General features: G+C 67.9%; 16 protein-coding genes and 2 tRNA genes. 6 read left to right on the top strand and 12 right to left on the bottom strand.

Annotated features, from left to right (window positions below):
• The first annotated feature begins 561 nt into the window (after positions 1 to 561).
• Positions 562 to 972 carry a hypothetical protein gene (locus AB0B90_RS22540; protein ID WP_350947823.1) on the top strand — a complete coding sequence of 137 codons (411 nt, stop codon included), beginning with the start codon at positions 562 to 564 and terminating at the stop codon, positions 970 to 972.
• Positions 973 to 1,374: 402 nt separating this feature from the next.
• Here the strand turns inward: AB0B90_RS22540 and AB0B90_RS22535 are convergent, their stop codons facing one another.
• The 7 genes from AB0B90_RS22535 to AB0B90_RS22505 form a co-directional block, all read right to left on the bottom strand.
• Complete coding sequence (locus AB0B90_RS22535) at positions 1,375 to 1,803, bottom strand: PH domain-containing protein (RefSeq protein ID WP_350947824.1); 429 nt, start codon at positions 1,801 to 1,803, stop codon at positions 1,375 to 1,377.
• A 174-nt stretch (positions 1,804 to 1,977) separates the two neighbouring features.
• Positions 1,978 to 2,054, bottom strand: a tRNA-Met gene (locus AB0B90_RS22530).
• Positions 2,055 to 2,278: 224 nt separating this feature from the next.
• A tRNA-Met gene (locus AB0B90_RS22525) sits at positions 2,279 to 2,355 on the bottom strand.
• A 71-nt stretch (positions 2,356 to 2,426) separates the two neighbouring features.
• A complete protein-coding gene (locus AB0B90_RS22520) occupies positions 2,427 to 5,369 on the bottom strand; it encodes a UPF0182 family protein (RefSeq protein WP_350947982.1) in 2,943 nt (980 codons plus the stop codon).
• A gap of 320 nt (positions 5,370 to 5,689) precedes the next feature.
• Positions 5,690 to 6,736, bottom strand: coding sequence for a PDZ domain-containing protein (locus tag AB0B90_RS22515; RefSeq protein WP_350947825.1), 1,047 nt, complete (start codon positions 6,734 to 6,736; stop codon positions 5,690 to 5,692).
• Between the two features lie 83 nt (positions 6,737 to 6,819).
• Positions 6,820 to 7,245: a molybdenum cofactor biosynthesis protein MoaE gene (locus tag AB0B90_RS22510; protein ID WP_350947826.1), complete on the bottom strand. Its 426-nt coding sequence runs from the start codon at positions 7,243 to 7,245 to the stop codon at positions 6,820 to 6,822.
• A gap of 101 nt (positions 7,246 to 7,346) precedes the next feature.
• Positions 7,347 to 8,423, bottom strand: coding sequence for an NAD-dependent epimerase/dehydratase family protein (locus AB0B90_RS22505; RefSeq protein WP_350947983.1), 1,077 nt, complete (start codon positions 8,421 to 8,423; stop codon positions 7,347 to 7,349).
• Positions 8,424 to 8,502: 79 nt separating this feature from the next.
• Here AB0B90_RS22505 and AB0B90_RS22500 point away from each other — a divergent pair, with 79 nt between their 5' ends.
• The 3 genes from AB0B90_RS22500 to AB0B90_RS22490 all read left to right on the top strand — a co-directional run bounded on the left by AB0B90_RS22500 (position 8,503) and on the right by AB0B90_RS22490 (position 11,517).
• Positions 8,503 to 9,807 carry a zinc-dependent metalloprotease gene (locus tag AB0B90_RS22500; RefSeq protein WP_362924460.1) on the top strand — a complete coding sequence of 435 codons (1,305 nt, stop codon included), beginning with the start codon at positions 8,503 to 8,505 and terminating at the stop codon, positions 9,805 to 9,807.
• Entirely contained in the window at positions 9,804 to 10,349 is a 546-nt protein-coding gene (locus AB0B90_RS22495; protein ID WP_350947828.1) for an NUDIX hydrolase, read from the top strand. The genes AB0B90_RS22500 and AB0B90_RS22495 overlap by 4 nt, the downstream gene beginning before the upstream one ends.
• Positions 10,350 to 10,599: 250 nt before the next feature.
• Complete coding sequence (locus AB0B90_RS22490; protein ID WP_350947829.1) at positions 10,600 to 11,517, top strand: endonuclease/exonuclease/phosphatase family protein; 918 nt, start codon at positions 10,600 to 10,602, stop codon at positions 11,515 to 11,517.
• Positions 11,518 to 11,532: 15 nt separating this feature from the next.
• On the opposite strand, the gene AB0B90_RS22485 is transcribed toward AB0B90_RS22490, so the two are convergent.
• Positions 11,533 to 12,132: a hypothetical protein gene (locus AB0B90_RS22485; protein WP_350947830.1), complete on the bottom strand. Its 600-nt coding sequence runs from the start codon at positions 12,130 to 12,132 to the stop codon at positions 11,533 to 11,535.
• Positions 12,129 to 12,644: a M48 family metallopeptidase gene (locus tag AB0B90_RS22480; RefSeq protein WP_350947831.1), complete on the bottom strand. Its 516-nt coding sequence runs from the start codon at positions 12,642 to 12,644 to the stop codon at positions 12,129 to 12,131. Before AB0B90_RS22480 ends, AB0B90_RS22485 begins: the two co-directional genes overlap by 4 nt.
• Before the next feature lie 472 nt (positions 12,645 to 13,116).
• Between AB0B90_RS22480 and AB0B90_RS22475 the strand changes: the two genes are divergently transcribed.
• Entirely contained in the window at positions 13,117 to 14,217 is a 1,101-nt protein-coding gene (locus tag AB0B90_RS22475; protein WP_350947832.1) for a ThiF family adenylyltransferase, read from the top strand.
• Between the two features lie 136 nt (positions 14,218 to 14,353).
• Entirely contained in the window at positions 14,354 to 15,691 is a 1,338-nt protein-coding gene (locus AB0B90_RS22470; RefSeq protein ID WP_350947833.1) for an AarF/UbiB family protein, read from the top strand.
• Between the two features lie 570 nt (positions 15,692 to 16,261).
• Here the strand turns inward: AB0B90_RS22470 and AB0B90_RS22465 are convergent.
• The 3 genes from AB0B90_RS22465 to AB0B90_RS22455 form a co-directional block, all read right to left on the bottom strand.
• Positions 16,262 to 16,417: a hypothetical protein gene (locus AB0B90_RS22465; RefSeq protein ID WP_350947834.1), complete on the bottom strand. Its 156-nt coding sequence runs from the start codon at positions 16,415 to 16,417 to the stop codon at positions 16,262 to 16,264.
• A 145-nt stretch (positions 16,418 to 16,562) separates the two neighbouring features.
• Complete coding sequence (locus AB0B90_RS22460) at positions 16,563 to 16,832, bottom strand: WhiB family transcriptional regulator (RefSeq protein ID WP_329085648.1); 270 nt, start codon at positions 16,830 to 16,832, stop codon at positions 16,563 to 16,565.
• A 127-nt stretch (positions 16,833 to 16,959) separates the two neighbouring features.
• Positions 16,960 to 17,262, bottom strand: coding sequence for a hypothetical protein (locus tag AB0B90_RS22455; protein ID WP_350947835.1), 303 nt, complete (start codon positions 17,260 to 17,262; stop codon positions 16,960 to 16,962).
• Between the last annotated feature and the right edge of the window lie 63 nt (positions 17,263 to 17,325).

Raw genomic sequence — 17,325 nt, 5'->3', positions numbered from 1 at the left:
CCCCCACCGAAGCGGGTAGGACGGGGTTGTGCTTCATGCACTGGCTTTTAACACACTGTTGAGTTCTCAAGAAACGGACGCGTACACCATCACCCACACCCGACCAACCGGTCCGGCAGAACTCCGGGGCGTTCCATTTCGTATCACTATCTTATCGGGAGTGTCGGTTTCGTGTCAAACTGTCGGATTTTCCGACCCTCGACTCGAACCCGCCGAACCCGCTAGGATTGCGACCACCCCGCTTCCAGGGCAACCCCTCTAACTTACTCCAACATCCGATCGTTGTCCAATCACTCGGACACATCCGGTTTGCCGGGGTGGAGAGAGGGTTTTGCCGGGCAGTTAGTTCGCTCCTGGAGGTTTAAACCTGGATGCTCGCTGCCCTGCGGAAAGAACACTACCAGGACTCTCACGTCACAGAGACAACTTGCCAACCATCCCGGAGACTCGCGCGTCCCAAACAGGCAAGCGCGCAACCAGACGTCAAGCCATCCGCAATCGACTCTGGATACGAAGAGGCGCGAGGGTCAGAATCCTGACTCCGCCGTGGAGGTGAGCACCATGACCCGCTCGGAGTTCGACGACATCCGCGCGCACATCGATGCGGAGGCCGACCACCCAGGCGACCTGCTGAGGGTTGCCAGGTCTCTGCTGAACGACCTTGAAGACGCACGTATGAGAGAGGCGACCCTCCGCGCCTACTATCTGCGTCTCCTCACCGCGGCTCGGGCGACGGTCGCCGCGGAGGCGGCCGGCTACCCGGAGCCGTTGACCTTCCTCACCGACGAGCTCGCCAAGCGCGGCCAGCTCCCGACATCCGAGGACGAGGTGAACCGGATCCTCGGCGACGCCCACACCGCGGCGGCGCTACTGGCCTGCCTTGAGGAGAATCCTCTGGGGACGACCCCGATGAACACCGGAGGCTCTCGCGCGCGGAGGTGCGCCGGCACAAGCCGTAGCCTCCCACGATGAGGCGTTCCGCGTCATTGACCTGGGCTTGAACCAAGATCTGTAAGACTCCAGGCATGTTGCAGCGAGGGCTGAATTGGGCTGCGGCGACCCTCGTGGGCGTCTTCGGCTTTGTCTGGACCGGTGTAGTGATGTTCGCGGCCGTCGAGACCTCGACGTGGACGTGGATAGGACAGGTCTCCTTTGGGGCCTTCCTCACCTGCTGGGCTTGCTACAAGGCGAGTCTGCTGGTGCGCCGCACCAGGCCCGGTTTCGTCCCGAGGCATCGCCGGGTGAGGGTCAGAGCCTGAGGGATGCCCTCGCGGGCCGGGCCCAGGCGGCCGATCATCGGCGCCGGGTCCCGGTTCGGAGTCGGAAGGCACCACCGGGACGGTCTCGCGTCCCGGCACCCGGGGATCCGGCGGACTATGCCCCCGTCCGGAACGAGCGGAGTTCGTCGGCCACCTGCCGGCACGGCACTCCCAGGTCGAACCGGCTGAGCAGGTGGATGCCCTCCCCCGTGTCGATCTCCAGGAGTTCCGTACGTGAGGTGAAGCGGGTCCGTGTGTCCACCCGGATACGCTCGACGGCGCTCCACGGCACCCGTTCGGATCCGGCGAAGCCCCTCACCACGACGAGACCCTCGCCATCGGCTGTGAGCCGTACCGGAGCGAGGAGATCGCGCATCACCAGCGCTGTCAGGATCGCGGTCGCGGCACCCGCCAGGATCGCCCCTCGTGGGTCGTCGAGGGTGAGGATCGTGAGCACCGCGAGGGCGAACGCCCCGACGATCTTCATGATGAGGAGATCGCGGCGCACGCGCCAGCGCAGGACAGGTCCGGACGTTTCGCTCACAACGGCACGCTACCTCTCGAACTCTGGCATCTCTCGAAATACATCCCGCACGCCAGGCTCGACGTCCCTTGGCACGCACAGCGGTGGATGCCCCGGCCAGGCGCAAAGAAGACGGGGTCTCGACTGCCCGAAACGCGGAAGGCCCTGATCTCTGGGAGATCAGGGCCTTCCGATTGGTAGCGGGGACAGGATTTGAACCTGCGACCTCTGGGTTATGAGCCCAGCGAGCTACCGAACTGCTCCACCCCGCGTCGGTGTGTGTTTGAACACTATCCGGGATTCCCCTCGGGCTGCAAATCGGCACAGGAACGCGAGGTCACCGGCCTCACGTCGCCCCCGTCCGCGGAGCCTCCGGGGTTTCACAGACGGGCACGAGGTGATGTCCCACCGCAGAAGCCTCTGGACGCGGTGGATCCCGAGGAGGGAAAACAAAAAAGGTCCCGGTCGCCGTTTCCGGCGACCGGGACCTTTCGATTGGTAGCGGGGACAGGATTTGAACCTGCGACCTCTGGGTTATGAGCCCAGCGAGCTACCGAACTGCTCCACCCCGCGTCGGTGTATGTCTCAACCATACCCGGCTTTGGTGGCGGACGCGAATCAGATCGCTGGGCCCCGGTGTCTTTCTAGGGATTCGGTGTGGGTGTCGGTGTGGCGGATGGGACCGGTGTGGGTGTCGCCGACGGTGCCGGGGATCCCGACGCCGAGGGAGACGGGGTGGGCGCGGGGCTCGCCTCGGTGCCCTTCAGCTTCGACAGCGCCTCCTGGAGCTCCTTCTGGGCCTCGCCGTAGTCGTTCCAGTTCGGCGGGTCGGCCTGGAGAGCGGCCTGTGCCTTGTTGTACGCCTTCTGCGCCTCGTCGATCGCCTGGGCCAGCGCGGTGGTGGGCTGGTTGGCGTTCGCCTCCTCGGCCGGCTTACCCTCCCCCTGCTGCTCCTGTGGAGCGGTTTGGGTGCCGTCACCGAAGACCTGTTCCAGCGCGCCCTTGAGCGTGTCGGCCGAGCCGACCTTGCTGCCGTAGGCCACCAGGACGCGGCGGAGGATCGGGTACGGCTCCTGGCCGGAGGCGGCCGCGATCTCCACGTAGACCGGTTCGACGTAGACCAGGCCGTCGGCGAACGGCAGGGTCAACAGGTTGCCGTAGCGGACCTTCGCCTGGCCGAGCCCGAGCAGGTTCAGCTCGCCGGAGAACTTGTTCTGGAAGTTGTTCTGCACCTGGCCGGGGCCGGGGATCGTGGTGTTGGAGGGCATGCGCAGGATGCGCAGCTTTCCGTAGTCCTCTCCGGGGGTGGCGTCCACGGCCATGAACGCGGCCAGGTTGGGTCCCTGGCGCGGCACGAACGTGGTGGTCAGCGAGAACGTGGGCTTGTCGGTGCTCGGCATCTTGACCGACAGGTAGTACGGCGGCTGCTTGATGTCGCGCTCGCCCGAGGACGGGTCGTTCGGGACGTTCCAGAAGTCCTGGCCGCTGTAGAAGGCGTTCGGGTCGGCGATGTGGTACTGGGAAAGCACGTCACGCTGGACCTTGAACAGCGCCTCCGGGTAGCGAAGATGCTGCCTGAGCTCGGGCGTCATCTCCGTCTGCGGCTTGATGACGCCGGGGAAGGCCTTGCGCCAGGTCTGCAGGATGGGGTCCTTCTCGTCCCATGCGTACAGGTTGACGGTGCCGTCGTAGGCGTCGACCGTGGCCTTCACCGAGTTGCGCATGTAGTTGATCTGGTCGCGCGGCTGCGGGACCACTACGCGCGGGTCGGTGATGGTGTCGCGCGTCATCGCCTCCAGGCTCTTGCTCTGGGAGTACGGGTAGGCGTTGGACGTGGTGTACGCGTCGGCGATCCAGACCACCCTGCCGTCGACGATCGCCGGGTAGGGGTTGTCGTCCAGGCTCAGGAACGGCGCCACCTTGGCGATACGCTGCTGCGGGTTGCGCTCGTAGAGGATCTTGGAGTCCGGGTTGACGTCACCCGACAGCAGCAGGTTGATCTCGCCGTACTTGGCGGCGTAGAGCATCCGGTTGATGAAGGATCCGACCGGGACACCACCCTTGCCTTCGTAGGTGGTGTTCTTCTGGCCGGTGCCACCGCTCTCGGGGTAGTCGAGCTCCTGATTCCTCTGGCCGTTGCCGCCGACGACGACGTACTCGGCCGCGCCGCGTGCCTCGCCGAAGTAGATCCGCGACTCCTTGAGCTTCGTCCGCTCCACCAGGGAACCGGTGACCGGCATGTCCTTGGCGTCGAAGTTGGGCAGCCCCTCGGAGTCGACCTCGTTGCCGGGCGCCGCCACGAAACCGTTGCCGTGGGTGTAGACGAGATGCCGGTTGATCCAGTTGTTCTGCTCGGCCGGCGGCCCCGTGAGCTCTCGCACGGCCACGACGGTGTCGCGCATCGTGCCGTTCTCGTCGGGGTAGCGGTCGACGTCGAGCGGATCGTGGAAGTCGTAGTAACCGCGAATTCGCTGCTTCTGCTGGTACGTCTTCGCGACCAGGCTGGGGTCGAGCAGGCGCACGCCGGAGATGGAGCTGTCGGCGCTGACGTTGACCTTGCTCGGGTCTCCCTGAGCCGTGTAGTCGATCACCTCGGCGTCGTTGACGTCGTAGGCTGTTCGGGTCGCGTCGATGTTGCGTTTGATGTACTCCTGCTCCTTGCCCTGCTGGTTCGGCTTGACCTGGAACTGCTCGACCAGGGCCGGGTAGACCCCGCCGATCAGGATGGCCGAGAGCACCAGGAGACCGAAACCGACGCCGGGCAGCATGCCCCCGGCGCGCACGACCCCGGCGAAGAACAGGACCGCGCAGATCAGGGCGATGATCGCCAGGATGGTCTTGGCGGGAAGCACCGCGTTGATGTCGGTGTACGAGGCACCGTGTCTGAAGCCCCGGTCGGAGAAGACCAGCCCGTACCGGTCGACCCAGTAGGCGACCGCCTTCAACAGCACGAAGATGCCCAGCAGCACCGACAGGTGCGCCCGAGCGCCGCGCGAGGCGTGCACGCCGGGTGACTGGAGCCGGAACCCGCCGTACAGGTAGTGCACGATCGCCGACAGCAGCGCGGAGAGCACCACCGCGACGAACAGGAAGTTCAGCACCATCCGGATGAAGGGATAGGTGAACATGAAGAAGGAGATGTCCATCTTGAACTGCGGATCGGTCGTACCGAACGGCGTCGCGTTGATGAACTCCAGCCAGGTCTTCCACTGACCTGAGAAGGACGAACCCGAGAACAGGCCGAGCACCGCCACACCGATCAGGAAGATCAGTTTGCGGTGCGGGTCAAGGGCCATCCGATACCGGTCGGCACCGCTGGCGCCACCGAACATTCCCGGGCCGAACATCGGTCGCATGCGGTACGCCAGCAGCATGTTGCCGCCGACGATCCCGACCATCAGCAGTGCGCCGACGGCGAACAGCAGGATCTGCGTGACGATCACACCGGAGAAGACGGCCGTGTAGTCGACCGAGTCGTACCAAAGGTAATCAGTAAAAATACCGGCAAAGAGAAAGAAAAGGATAACTATCGCGCCCAGCGCGATCGCGACGGGAACTAGCAGTCGTGGCCGGCGGGGCAAGCGCATTGCCCTGCCGGCTCCGGGGGTCCGGAAGCTCAAGGCCAACCCCTTGTCGTAAGAGCACGGTCCGTGTCTGGCAACCTACACCGGAGGGCAATGGGCCGCGTTCAGCCTTTCGGGCACGGTCCGGCCACAACACCAACTGGTCTCGGGTCCTTAGGTCCAACGTACGAGGACCCTGATGAGTGCCCCGTCACGAGGCCCAAGACCCGGAAAACCGGATCTTTTACCTAATTGGGCGGCGCGTCCCGCTTTCCGGGCTTCTCCTGCCGCTCACTCCCGAGGTCTCATTCCCTCGCCCAGGAGCTCCCGTCCGGCTTCGGAAGTCAGCCCGCCGGGCAGCTCGGCACGGCACCCGAGCCGGTGCGGATCGCGTCGATCGCCTGGACGGCCTCGCGCAGGGTCGCGACCTTGACCAGCCTGAGGCCGTCCGGGATCGCCTTGACCGCCTCCGCGCAGTTTTCTGTGGGGGTCAGGAAGATCGTCGCCCCCGCCTTCCTCGCGCCGACCATCTTCTGCTGGATGCCGCCGATCGGGCCGACGTCACCCTCAGCGGTGATCGTCCCGGTCCCCGCGATGGACTTGCCGCCGGTCATCGCCCCGGGGGTGAGCTTGTCGACGATGCCCAGGGAGAACATCATCCCCGCGCTCGGCCCGCCGACGTCACCGACGTTGATCTTGACCTGGAAGGGGAACTTGTAGCCGACCCGCATGGTGATGCCCACGAGGGGTGCGCCGTCCTGGCCCGCGACGGTCGGGACGGTGATGGTCATGCTCTCGGCGCCCCGGTTGACGACGAAACCGACCTGTTCGCCCGGCTTGTGCTTGCGGACGGCGGCGGAGACGCTCTCGCGGTCGGACACGGGGGTGCCGTCCACCGAGACGATCTCGTCGCCGATCTTGAACTTGCCGTCGGCGGGCAGACCCTTCTCCGTGGAGGCCACGGTCACGACCGAGCTGTAGGGGATCTTCAGCTCCGTCAGCGCCGCCGCGGTCGCGTCGTCCTGGGAGTTCGTCATCTCCTGGGTGTTCTGCTCCTCGACCTCCTTCGCGGTGGTCGCGGGAGGGAAGATCGTCTCCTCGGGCACGACCGCGATGGTGGGATCGATCCATCCCCTGAGCGCGCTGAAAAGATCGATCCTGGTGCCGGGTCCGCCCTGGTAGGCCACGGTGACGAGGCTGAGCTTGCCTTCCGTCGGATACGTCTGGCGCCCCTCGACGCTGATCACCGGCTTGCCGTCGACGTCCCCGATGGTGTTCTCGGTCGGCCCTGGGCTCAGCACGACGTACGGCACCGGCAGCAGGGCGCCGACCAGCGCGAACATGAGCGTGAGGAAGCCCGCCACCATGAGGGTCAGCGCACGTCGGGACATGGACAAAGCCTATGCCGTACGACAGGTCATGAAACCGTACCCGGACGCCGCCGCGCCGACGGTCGCGTACCGGCCGGTCGATCTCACTCGCAGGCCCCCACCCACTCGGAGGAGCCGTCGGCGAAAAACTGGTTCTTCCAGATGGGGACCTGGCTCTTGAGGTCGTCGATCAGTCTGCGGGAGGCCTCGAACGCCTCGCCTCGGTGTGGCGCGGCGACCGCCACGACGACCGCGATATCGCCGAGCCGCAGGTCACCGACTCGATGAACGGCGGCGAGCGCGGTCACCGGGAAGTCCGTGGCGATCTTCTCCGCCACCCGGCGAAGCTCGTCCACGGCGCTCGGATGCGCCGAGTAGGACAGGCCCGTGACCGGCTTGCCGTGGTCCTGCTCACGGACCGTGCCGACGAAGACCGTCGTGCCGCCCGCGGCGTGGTCACCGACGGCGGCGAGCACCTCGTCGACGGAGAGCGCGCTGTCGCGAATATCGAGCAACCGGATGACATCCACGCCGCAAAGCGTACCGGCAGGGAAAAACGGCCCCCGCAGCGCACTTCCGCTGACGGGATCCGCGCCAGGACCCGTACGAGCCCCTACGCCCTGAGCGGACATCAGGTGGTACGGCGCTTCTTGCGGGCGGCCCGGACGATCGCCGCGGTGCCGAGGACGGCGACGGTGGCGCCGGCCGCGGTGAGTGTGGCCTCCTTGCCCGACAGGCGGCGGCCCACCACGGCGTGCCTGCCCTCGCGCAACTTGAGGAGTTGCTCGAACGCGGCCTCGTTGCTCCACATCGGCTTCCAACCGGCCTCGCGCAGCGCGGTGCAGTCGACCACCCACGGGTAGACGACGTAGTGCAGGTCGGTGGCCGGGGCCGGGGTGATGCCGAGGCGGTGCAGGCGCTGGGCGGTGCCGAAGGTCAGCCCGGCGGGCAGTTCCAGCCGGCGCAGCCCGGAGATCTCCTCCACCTGCTCCTGCTCCAGCCACCCGTCGCCGCCGACGGCCACCACCCCCGAGACCGTGCCGAGCGCCGCCATCTCAAGGGCCGAGACGAGGTCGTCCACGTGGCAGAACTGCCAGCGGGGGGCGCATCCCTTCACGGTCAGCAGCCGGGGCGCCTCGAAATGCCTGGTCACCACGCTGTCGACGCCGGGACCGACCACGGCGGCGGGCCGGACCACCGTCACGCCGAGACCGGGGTGGCTGCGCAGGGAGCGGCGGGCCAGCGCCTCGATCTCCAGATGGTCGCCGACCATGCCCGTGTCGGGCTCGGCGGCGACCGGCGCCCCCTCGGGCAGCGGGACCGGGTTGTCGGGGACGGCTCCGTACACCATGGCACTGGTGAGCAGCACGACCCGTCGCACCCGTGCGGCCGCGCTGGCGGTGAGCACCGTCTGGGCCGCTCGCAGATTGTAGGCGCGCCGCTCCGTCGGGTTGACGTCGAGCGCGTAGTCGGCGGCCAGGTGCACGAGCACGTCAATGTCAGATATGCGGTTCGCCAAGAGCGGATCTCGGACATCGAGGACCCGCCAGGTGACGTCGGGAACGTCACCACGCTGCTCGTCGATGGCCACGACCCTGCGGAAATCCGCAGACGAGGCGACCTTCGCGAGGAAGGCACGGCCTAGGCCCGAGGCGGCGCCGGTGACGGCGACGACGGGGGGCCGGGAGCGTTTCGAGGTAGGCACCAGGTCCTCACTTTGCACTGACCCGCCATGCGACGGATAACGTGGCGGATGTGGACTCCTCCATCCTGCACGAGGTAGAGCGGTGACTGACTTGCCAGGTCGGGAAAACGACCCCAACGAGAACCCGTTCGCCATGTTCGGCAACCCGGAGCAGATCGCAGCGGCAATGCGCCAGTTCGCCGACATGCTCTCCGCTCCGCCGACCTCAGGTCCCGTCAACTGGGACATGGCGAAGAACATCGCACGGCACGTGGTGGTCGCCGAGGGCGATCCAAGTGTCATGGAAGGCGAGCGGCGCCAGATCGTCGACGCCCTGAATCTGGCCGACCTGTGGCTCAACGAGGCCACCTCCCTGCCGAGCGGGGTGAGCAACCCTCAGGCCTGGAGCCGTTCGGAGTGGATCGAGAAGACCATTCCGGTCTGGCAGAAGCTCTGTGACCCGATCGCCGCCCGCATGGTCGAGACCATGAGCGGGACACTCGGTGCCGCCGGTCTGCCCGCGGAGGCCCAGGCCATGGCCGGGCCGCTGATGGGGATGATGAAACAGATGGGCGGCATGATGGTCGGCCAGCAGATCGGCCAGGCCGTCGGCTCGCTCGCCCTGGAGGTGATCGGCTCCACCGACATCGGCCTGCCGCTGTCGGACAACGCCGCCCTGCTGCCCGGCGGCGTCGCGGCGTTCAGCCAGGGCCTGGAGATCCCCGCCGAGGAGATCCGCCTCTACCTCGCCCTGCGCGAGGCGGCTCACCACCGGCTTTTCCAGCATGTGCCGTGGTTGCGCGCGCACCTGCTCGGAGCGGTGGAGGAGTACGCCAGGGGCATCACGGTGGACGCGTCCGCGCTGGAGGAGCAGCTCCGCGGGCTCGACATCAACAATCCCGAGCAGCTCCAGCAGGCCCTGAGCGGCGGCAACCTGCTCAAGCCCGAGGAGACCGAGCGGCAGAAGGCCGCCCTGTCCCGGCTGGAGACCATGCTCGCCCTGGTCGAGGGCTGGGTCGGCACCGTCGTGGACGGCGCCGCGGACGGCAAGCTCCCCTCGGCGACCGCGCTGTCGGAGACCGTACGGCGCCGCAGGGCGACCGGTGGTCCCGCCGAGCAGACCTTCGCCACGCTCGTCGGCCTCGAACTCAGGCCCCGCCGCCTGCGCGAGGCCGCCGCCCTGTGGCAGGCCCTGGAGGCCGACCGGGGCGTCGACGGCCGCGACGCGGTCTGGAACCACCCCGACCTGATGCCCACCGCCGACGATCTCGACAACCCCGAGAGGTTCGTGCGGGGCGAGCCCGAGCTCGACCTGTCGTCCCTGGAGGGGACCCTGCGGGAGCCTCCCCGTGACGGCGGCGACGCCGAGAAGAAGCGCGAGGACGACGGCGAGGACGGGAGCGCGTGAGCCTGCGCGCCGACGCGAAGGACGTGCTCACGGGGTGGGTCGCCCCGACGGCGGAGGAGGAGATCCTCCGCAAGGAGTTCCTTGAGCACGTCCACGCCAACGACGACGCGATGTGGCGCGAATGCGTCACCGGCCACCTGACGGCCACGACCGCGGTGCTCTCCCACGACGGTGAGCGGGTGCTGCTGACGCTGCACCGCAAGGCCGGGATGTGGCTGCCCATGGGAGGTCACTGCGAGCGCGGCGACGCCTCCCTGGAGGCGGTGGCGCTGCGTGAGGCCACCGAGGAGTCCGGCATCGCGGGCCTGCGGCTGCTGCCGGGCCCGCTCGCGCTCGACCGGCACCGGGTCTGGTGCCACCCCCCGCACAGCAGCCATCTCGACGTCGAGTACGGCGCCGTCGCTCCCGCCGACGTCGAGGCCGTGATCAGCGCCGAGTCGCTCGACCTGCGCTGGTTCCCGGTGGAGGAGATCCCCGAGCTCTCCGACGAGGCGACCCGCCGGCTGGCCCGCCGTGCCCGTGAGGCCCTGCGTTCCAGGTGATCGGAAGCTCGATGCCGTACTCCGGCCTGTTCCGGGCATGCCCCGAGAGTGTTGGACCGTTTTACGCTTGTCTCATCTTCGCCCGGATATCTTCGTTCTCATCGGGCTGTACGGAACGGATCGGGGCACTGTGAGCGTGAGGACAACGGCTGACAGGAGCACCGGACGTGTCGGGAGCGCCGGAAGCGCCGCCGCGCCGTCGGCGCGCCGACGGCGTTGGAAGGTTCCCAAAACCTTCGCCTGGGCCACGGTGACCCCGTTCGCCGCCTGGGCGGTGGCCCGGGTGGCCGGGCTCGAACGCGACTCGCTGACCACCCAGCTCATGACCGGCACCCCGTACGTGGCCGCGGCCTCGCTCGTACCGCTGCTGCTGTCGGCGCTGACACGCAACCGGGCGGTGACGGCGGTGGCGCTGGTCACCACCGCGGCGCTCGGCCTCAGCGTGCTCCCCAGGGCCTTCCGTTCCGGGGATCCCGCGGTGGCGGCGGCGGAAACGCCGCTGCGGGTGCTGACGCTCAACACGCTGTTCGGACGCGCCGAGCCCGACGCCGTGATGGATCTGGTCCGGCGGCTGGATCCCGATGTGTTCAGCACCCAGGAGCTGACCCCGGGAATGGTCGAGGATCTGCGGGCCGCCGGACTGGAGGAGATCCTGCCGTACCAGGTGCTGGAGCCGGAGTGGAGCGCCGGTGGAAGCGGTCTGTACGCGAGGTATCCGCTGACTCCGAGGAAGGACCTGTTCGAGGCGATCGGGCACAACATGCCCGCCGCGCTGATGACGGTGCCCGGCACCAAACCCGTCGAGATCGTCGACGTGCATCCCTTCCCGCCGCTGGGCAGGCAGGTGTACGACTGGACGGCCGCGCTGGAGGCCCTGCCCTCCGCCGCGCCCGACACGATCCGCATCCTCGCGGGCGACTTCAACGCCAGCCTCGACCACGCGGCGATGCGGCGTTTCCTGAGCCGCGGTTACCAGGACGCGGCCGCCGTCGCCGGGGAGGGCCTCACCCCCACCTGGCCGGTCAACAGACGCGTCCCCGCACTGATCACGATCGACCACATCGTGGTGGACCGGCGGGTGGGAGTCGACGCGGTCAGCGTGCACACCGTGCCCGGCACCGACCATCGGGCGGTCTTCGCCGACCTGCGACTACCTTCGCCGTCCTGACGGCTTTCCGAAACGTCAGGACGACAGGAGCGCCCGGGTGTTGTCCCAGCCCTCCAGGCCGGGGTCGAGGAGGCGGATGTCGTCGGGGGTGCGCAGGCGGTGCCAGCCTGGACCCCTCGCGACCATGCGGCTGCCGGGCGCGGCGGCGCGGAGCGCCTTGACCGGGTCGAGGTCGTCGAAACCCACCGCGGCCCAGTCGGGATAGGGCAGGTGGGCGGCGAGCGCCACCGTGCCGCCCCCGGTGTCCGGGCAGACGGCGATCCTGGCCCGGCCCAGCTCGCGGAAGAGCTTGCCGATGAGCAACGGGGGCAGGTCGGGCGCGTCCGCGCTCAGCAGGACCGCCTGTCGTCCGTACGGCAGGGCCGCGAAGGCCGCCTCGACCAGGGCGCTCCCGGAAAGATCGGGGATCTCGACGACCGGGGTGCCCGGCCAGACGATCTCCTCCATGCCGGGGACGCTCGTCACCACGACCGGAGAGACGAAGTCGAGCCCGGCGACGAGCTCGTAGGCGTCTTCGGCGAGGGCCGTGCGGAAGAGGGCGGCGTCGATCCCCGCGGGGGCCGCGTCCGCCACGGAGGGCGTGACCAGGACGGCCACCACTCGTTCTTCCGTCAAAACCCCTCCGCGGAACCGTGGGCCGCCGTGGAGAATCCCTCCAGGAAGCCTCGCGCCCGCTCGGCCTTGGGATATCGTTCCACGAGCGCCCAGAAGCGCGAGCCGTGGCTCGGCACCAGCAGGTGGACGAGCTCATGCATGATCACATAGTCGACCACCCACGACGGCATGCCCCGAAGCCGCGTGGAGATCCTGATGGTCCCGTGATCGGGGGTGCACGAGCCCCAGCGGTGCTGCTGGTTCTCCACCCAGCGCACGCTCGACGGTCTCGCCTCCCCGCCCAGATATCGGGCCGACAGATCGACGGCCCGATCGAGGAGATCGTCGTCGGAGGGACGTCTGCGCTGCTCCTTGGCCGCGAGGCGATCGAGCATACGGCGCACCCATTGTTCCTCATCGGTGCTACTCAAACCGGCGGGGAGGAGCACGATCGTTTTCTCGCCGTCGCGGTACGCAGAAACCGTCCGCCGGCGGCGAGAACTACGACGGACCTCGACTGTCTCGGGGGGCACATATGAACGGTAGCCGAGAATGGCGAATTCACACCAGAGGGTAGAACACGTTCCCGCTGGTCAATCCCCGTTCGCCGATTGTTCAGCGTGGATGATCAACTATGACCGTGACTTATCTAATTAACCTGGATATCAGCCGTCTCATGCGTCGCCGAAACGCGGGACCCGCTGTTCTCTCCGGCCTGCCGAGCCTTCAAGCATGCCGTCGTAGATCATCATGACGGGCCGGGCGAGGGGTTTCCGGCTCGGCGCGGCGTCGAGATCCGCGGCCCTTACCCGCCAGGGAGATCTTTTGAGCGGTCGACAGGACGGGGGCCGGCACGGGGGTGAGTTATCCACAGGCTGAGAGTTATCCACAGGCGACGGGAAAGGTGTCTGGGATCTTGAGGGGCCGTGCCACGCTGGGCCCACCCGGCCGGCCCGCCCGTTCCCCCCGGCTCACCTGCGGGTTCCTCCTGAGAAAGGTTCTGCGATGAGACCACGTCTGAAGCCCGCCCTGCGCCGCGTCGCCCGCGACGGACGCACCCTGCAGTTCGGTCTGCATCCTCGTCACGCGGTGGTGCTGACCGATCTGGAGCCGGGGGTCCGCCGCTGGGTCGAGAGTCTCGACGGCGTCCGTGACCTCGCGGGCGTGCTGGCCGGTGCCGCCGAGGTGGGCCTCGGCGAGGAGGACGGCCGGGCTCTGCTCGATCTGCTGGTCAGCCGTGGCGTGGTGGACGACGCGGGCGCGGCCCCCGGTCCGCTGCGCACACTCGCGATGGCCGAGTGTGACAGGCTCCAGCCGGATCTCGACGCGCTCTCCCTCACACCGGGCACGATCGACGGCGGGCTCGCCGTGCTGGAGCGCAGGCGAGAGGCCCAGGTACGGGTCTACGGCGCGGGGCGGGTCGGCGCGCAGGTCGTCGCCCTGCTCGCCGCCTCGGGGGTCGGCCGGATCTGCGTCGTCGATCCCGGTACGGCCCGGCGAAGGGACGTCGTCCCCGGCGGGCTCGGCTGGACGGAGGTCGGAATGAGCAGGCAGGACGGCGCGGTCGCGGTGGCCAAGAGGCTCGCGCCCGGCCTCACGGCGTGGACCGGCGACGGGGCCGCCCAGCCGGCCGACGGGGGCAGACCTTTCGACCTGGCGGTGCTCGCTCCGGTGGGGCCCCTGGACGGTCTCCTGGTCAAGGAGCTCGTCGAGTGGGAGATCCCGCACCTGCTGGTCACCGCCTTCGAGGGCTCCGGGTCGGTCGGCCCTCTGGTGCTGCCTGGACGGAGCACATGCCTGCACTGCCTAGATTTGACCCGACGAGATCGTGACCCTGGCTGGCCTGTCGTCAGCGCCGGGCTGGGTGGTTTCCCCGCGGGAGAAATCGCGTGTGGGACGGTGCTGTCGACGCTGGTGGCGGCGACTGCCGCAGGTCACGCACTCGCCGTGATCGACGGCCGTGAGCCCGCTGTGACCAACAGCACAGTGGAAGTATTGCCAGATTGGAGCTGGAAGAGGCGATCCTGGAGTGTTCATCCTCAATGTCGTTGCTTCCGAAACGAGTTGGGGTCGCTGACAATGGTCGCGTCGGCCGCCTGTCGCTGACGGACGCACGGCTCACAAACACACAGCTGACAGACACAGCTGACGGACACAGCGGTCGGCTACCCGCCGCTGACGGATACACAGCGAAGGGAGGGAGCGGCGTCTCGCTGTAGCAGCGGATGCGCCGCTAACCAAGGTGAGTGACCTTCCGCGCCGCGCCGTTGCGCGCTCTGCCAAGCTGGCCGCCCTGCCGATCGGGTTCGCCGGACGCACCGCTCTCGGTCTCGGAAAACGAATCGGGGGCAAGTCCGCCGAGATCGTCGCCCAGGAAATCCAGGAACGCACCGCCGAGCAGATCTTCAAGGTTCTCGGGGAGCTCAAGGGCGGGGCGATGAAGCTCGGCCAGGCGCTGTCCATCTTCGAGGCGGCACTGCCCGCCGAGGTCGCCGGCCCCTACCGCGCGACCCTGACCAAACTCCAGGACGCGGCTCCGCCGCTTCCCGCGGCGACCGTGCACAAGGTCCTCGTCGAGCAGTTGGGTGACGACTGGCGGGAGAACTTCCTGTCGTTCGACGACAGGCCCACCGCCGCCGCGTCGATCGGGCAGGTGCACAAGGCGGTCTGGCACGACGGCCGGACGGTCGCGGTGAAGATCCAGTATCCGGGGGCGGGGAAGGCGCTGCTCTCCGACTTCACCCAGCTGTCCAGGCTCGGCAAGCTCTTCGGGGTGCTGCTGCCCGGCCTCGACATCAAGACCGTGCTGAGCGAGTTGCGCGAGCGGGTGGTCGAGGAGCTCGACTATCTCCACGAGGCCGAGGCCCAGCACGCCTTCGCCCTGGAGTACAAGGACGATCCCGACTTCCTGATCCCGGACGTGATCGCCGCCAACGAGCAGGTGCTCGTCTCCGAATGGGTCGACGGCACCCCTCTGTCGCGGATCATCGCCGACGGCACCCAGGAGCAGCGTGACCGGGCCGGTCTCCAGCTCGTCCGGTTCCTGTTCTCCTCACCCGCGCGGCTGGGCATGCTGCACGCCGACCCCCACCCGGGCAACTTCCGGATCGTCGAGGACGGCCGGATGTGCGTGCTCGACTTCGGCGCGGTCAACCGGATGCCCGACGGATACCCGCCGGTCTTCGGGAAGCTGACCCGCATCTTCAACAACGGCGACATGGCAACCGTCGTGCAGGGCCTGCGCGACGAGGGCTTCATTCAGCCGCACATCGAGATCGACCCCGAAGCCCTGCGGGCGTTCCTCGCCCCCTACGTCGAACCGACCGCCGTGGAGGAGTTCTCCTTCAGCAGGGAGTGGCTCCAGCAGCAGGCCGCCACGGCCACCGACCTGCGTCCCGGCAATGTGGTGCGCCAGCTCAACCTGCCGGCCTCGTACGTTCTCATCCACCGGGTGCACGCGGCGGGGGTCGGTGTTCTCTGCCAGCTCGGCGCCACCGCCCGCTTCCGCGAGGAGGTCATCCGCTGGGTCCCCGGGTTCACCGACGAGGACTCGGGAGAGCCCACCCTCACCAGTGCCTGAGGGATCTCTCCCTGCCGCGACTTTCCGCTCCCACGACTTCTTCCGCTTCTACGGCTTCTGCACGGACGGCGCTCCGGTTCTTCGGCTTCTGCACGGACAGCGCTCCGGTTCTTCGGCTTCTCCCCGGACAGGGCGCCGATGGCTCATCGGCGCCCGAGGGCTGTCCCCTTGTCGTGACGCGGCGACGTGCTGTGATACCCCTCGATCCCCTCATGTGCCACGACGTGCCGCGATACTCCCCTCCCGGGACCTACCACGACGCGGTGCGATGCCTCTCGACGCCTCTCGATGTGCCGCAACGTCCTGCGACACGCGGCGGCGTGGTGGATCCGGCGAGACCGGCGAGACGCTTGAGGGGTGACCCGCCTGAGCGGGTCACCCCTCGTTCGTCTCGCTCTTCGAGTCCGTCGCCTATGTCCGGCCCGTCTCGCTCTTAACGTCCTCTTCCGTGCGGCTTTTCCTTCCGTGCGGCTTCGCGTGTTTCTCGTGCGCGCTCTACGCGTCGCCGCCGGTCCCTACCGGTCAGGTCGAACAGATCAAGACGGACAGGTCAAGACAGATGATGACGGATCAGACGAGGCGCAGGATCGCGCTCCGCAGGCGCGCCGAGGCGCGCTCCGCCTCACGCTGGGCGCGCCGGAGGCGCTGAAGACCTGCGGCCCTGCGATGCTCCTCCGCCTCCCGGTGGAGGGTCCGTATTCGGTCACGGACCAGTTCTTCTTGCATAGACGGCAGGGGGAGGCCTCTGGTGTTGGAGTGGCTCATCGGAATGGTCCCTTCGGAAACGTGTGGTTCGTGGTCGGCCGAGTTCTTGGTGATCCGGGTTCTCGGCGGTTCGACTTCTGGGTGGTTCGGGCGGTTACCGGGTTGTTCAGGCAGCGACCGGGTTCTTGCGGGGACGCCCGCGCGGACGCTTCCGGGGAACGATCGCCCCCCGCAGAACAAGCTCGCCGCCCCAGACGCCCCACGGCTCCTCGCGCTCCAGCGCGCGGGCCAGGCAGGCCTCACGGATCGGGCAGCCCCCGCAGAGCGCCTTGGCGAACTCCACGTCCTCCGGAGACTCGGCGAACCACAGGTCGGGGTCGGTACGACAGGGGATTGTGGCTTCGTCGATCAGGTCCATGACCGTCTGGGCCCCCATCTGTTCACCTCTCAGCTAGGTGTTGATCTTCGGTTACCTCTTGGGGTGGGGGTCAGGAATGACGCGGACAAACAAGAAGGCCGCGGATCCTGTGTGCGGATCCGCGGCCTGAAGGCTTTTTCCTCGGTCAGGTTATGACCGGAGGTTGCCCCCAGGGTTGCGGACCGCGCAGTCCACCGTTTCCGATGTGCTTGGTCGTTGTTGCGTAGTTGCCGCCCAGCCCACTCCGAACAGCCGGGACGTCCGTCGCCGGGAAATCGGCCGGAGCGAACCAACGACGGCCGGCTTCGGCGTGGAAGCGGGCAGAGTCCACCTGCAGAGCCAGAGCAGCCACGCCACCGGCGAGAATGACCTGACTGTCGCAAGGCAGAACGGTGTTACGGCGCGCAGAAGTGAGCCCCATCTGGGACTGCATCAGGATGCTCTTCACAGCGGACTCACCTCCATTAGTTGATCGTCGGACAGTAGCGTCCGACTTGCATGTCCATGACCT

It is taken from the genome of Streptosporangium sp. NPDC049078 (assembly GCF_040648855.1).
Taxonomy (GTDB): Bacteria; Actinomycetota; Actinomycetes; order Streptosporangiales; family Streptosporangiaceae; genus Streptosporangium.
Note: the sequence above shows the minus strand (reverse complement) of the source record. Positions and strands in the feature narration are given on the sequence as shown.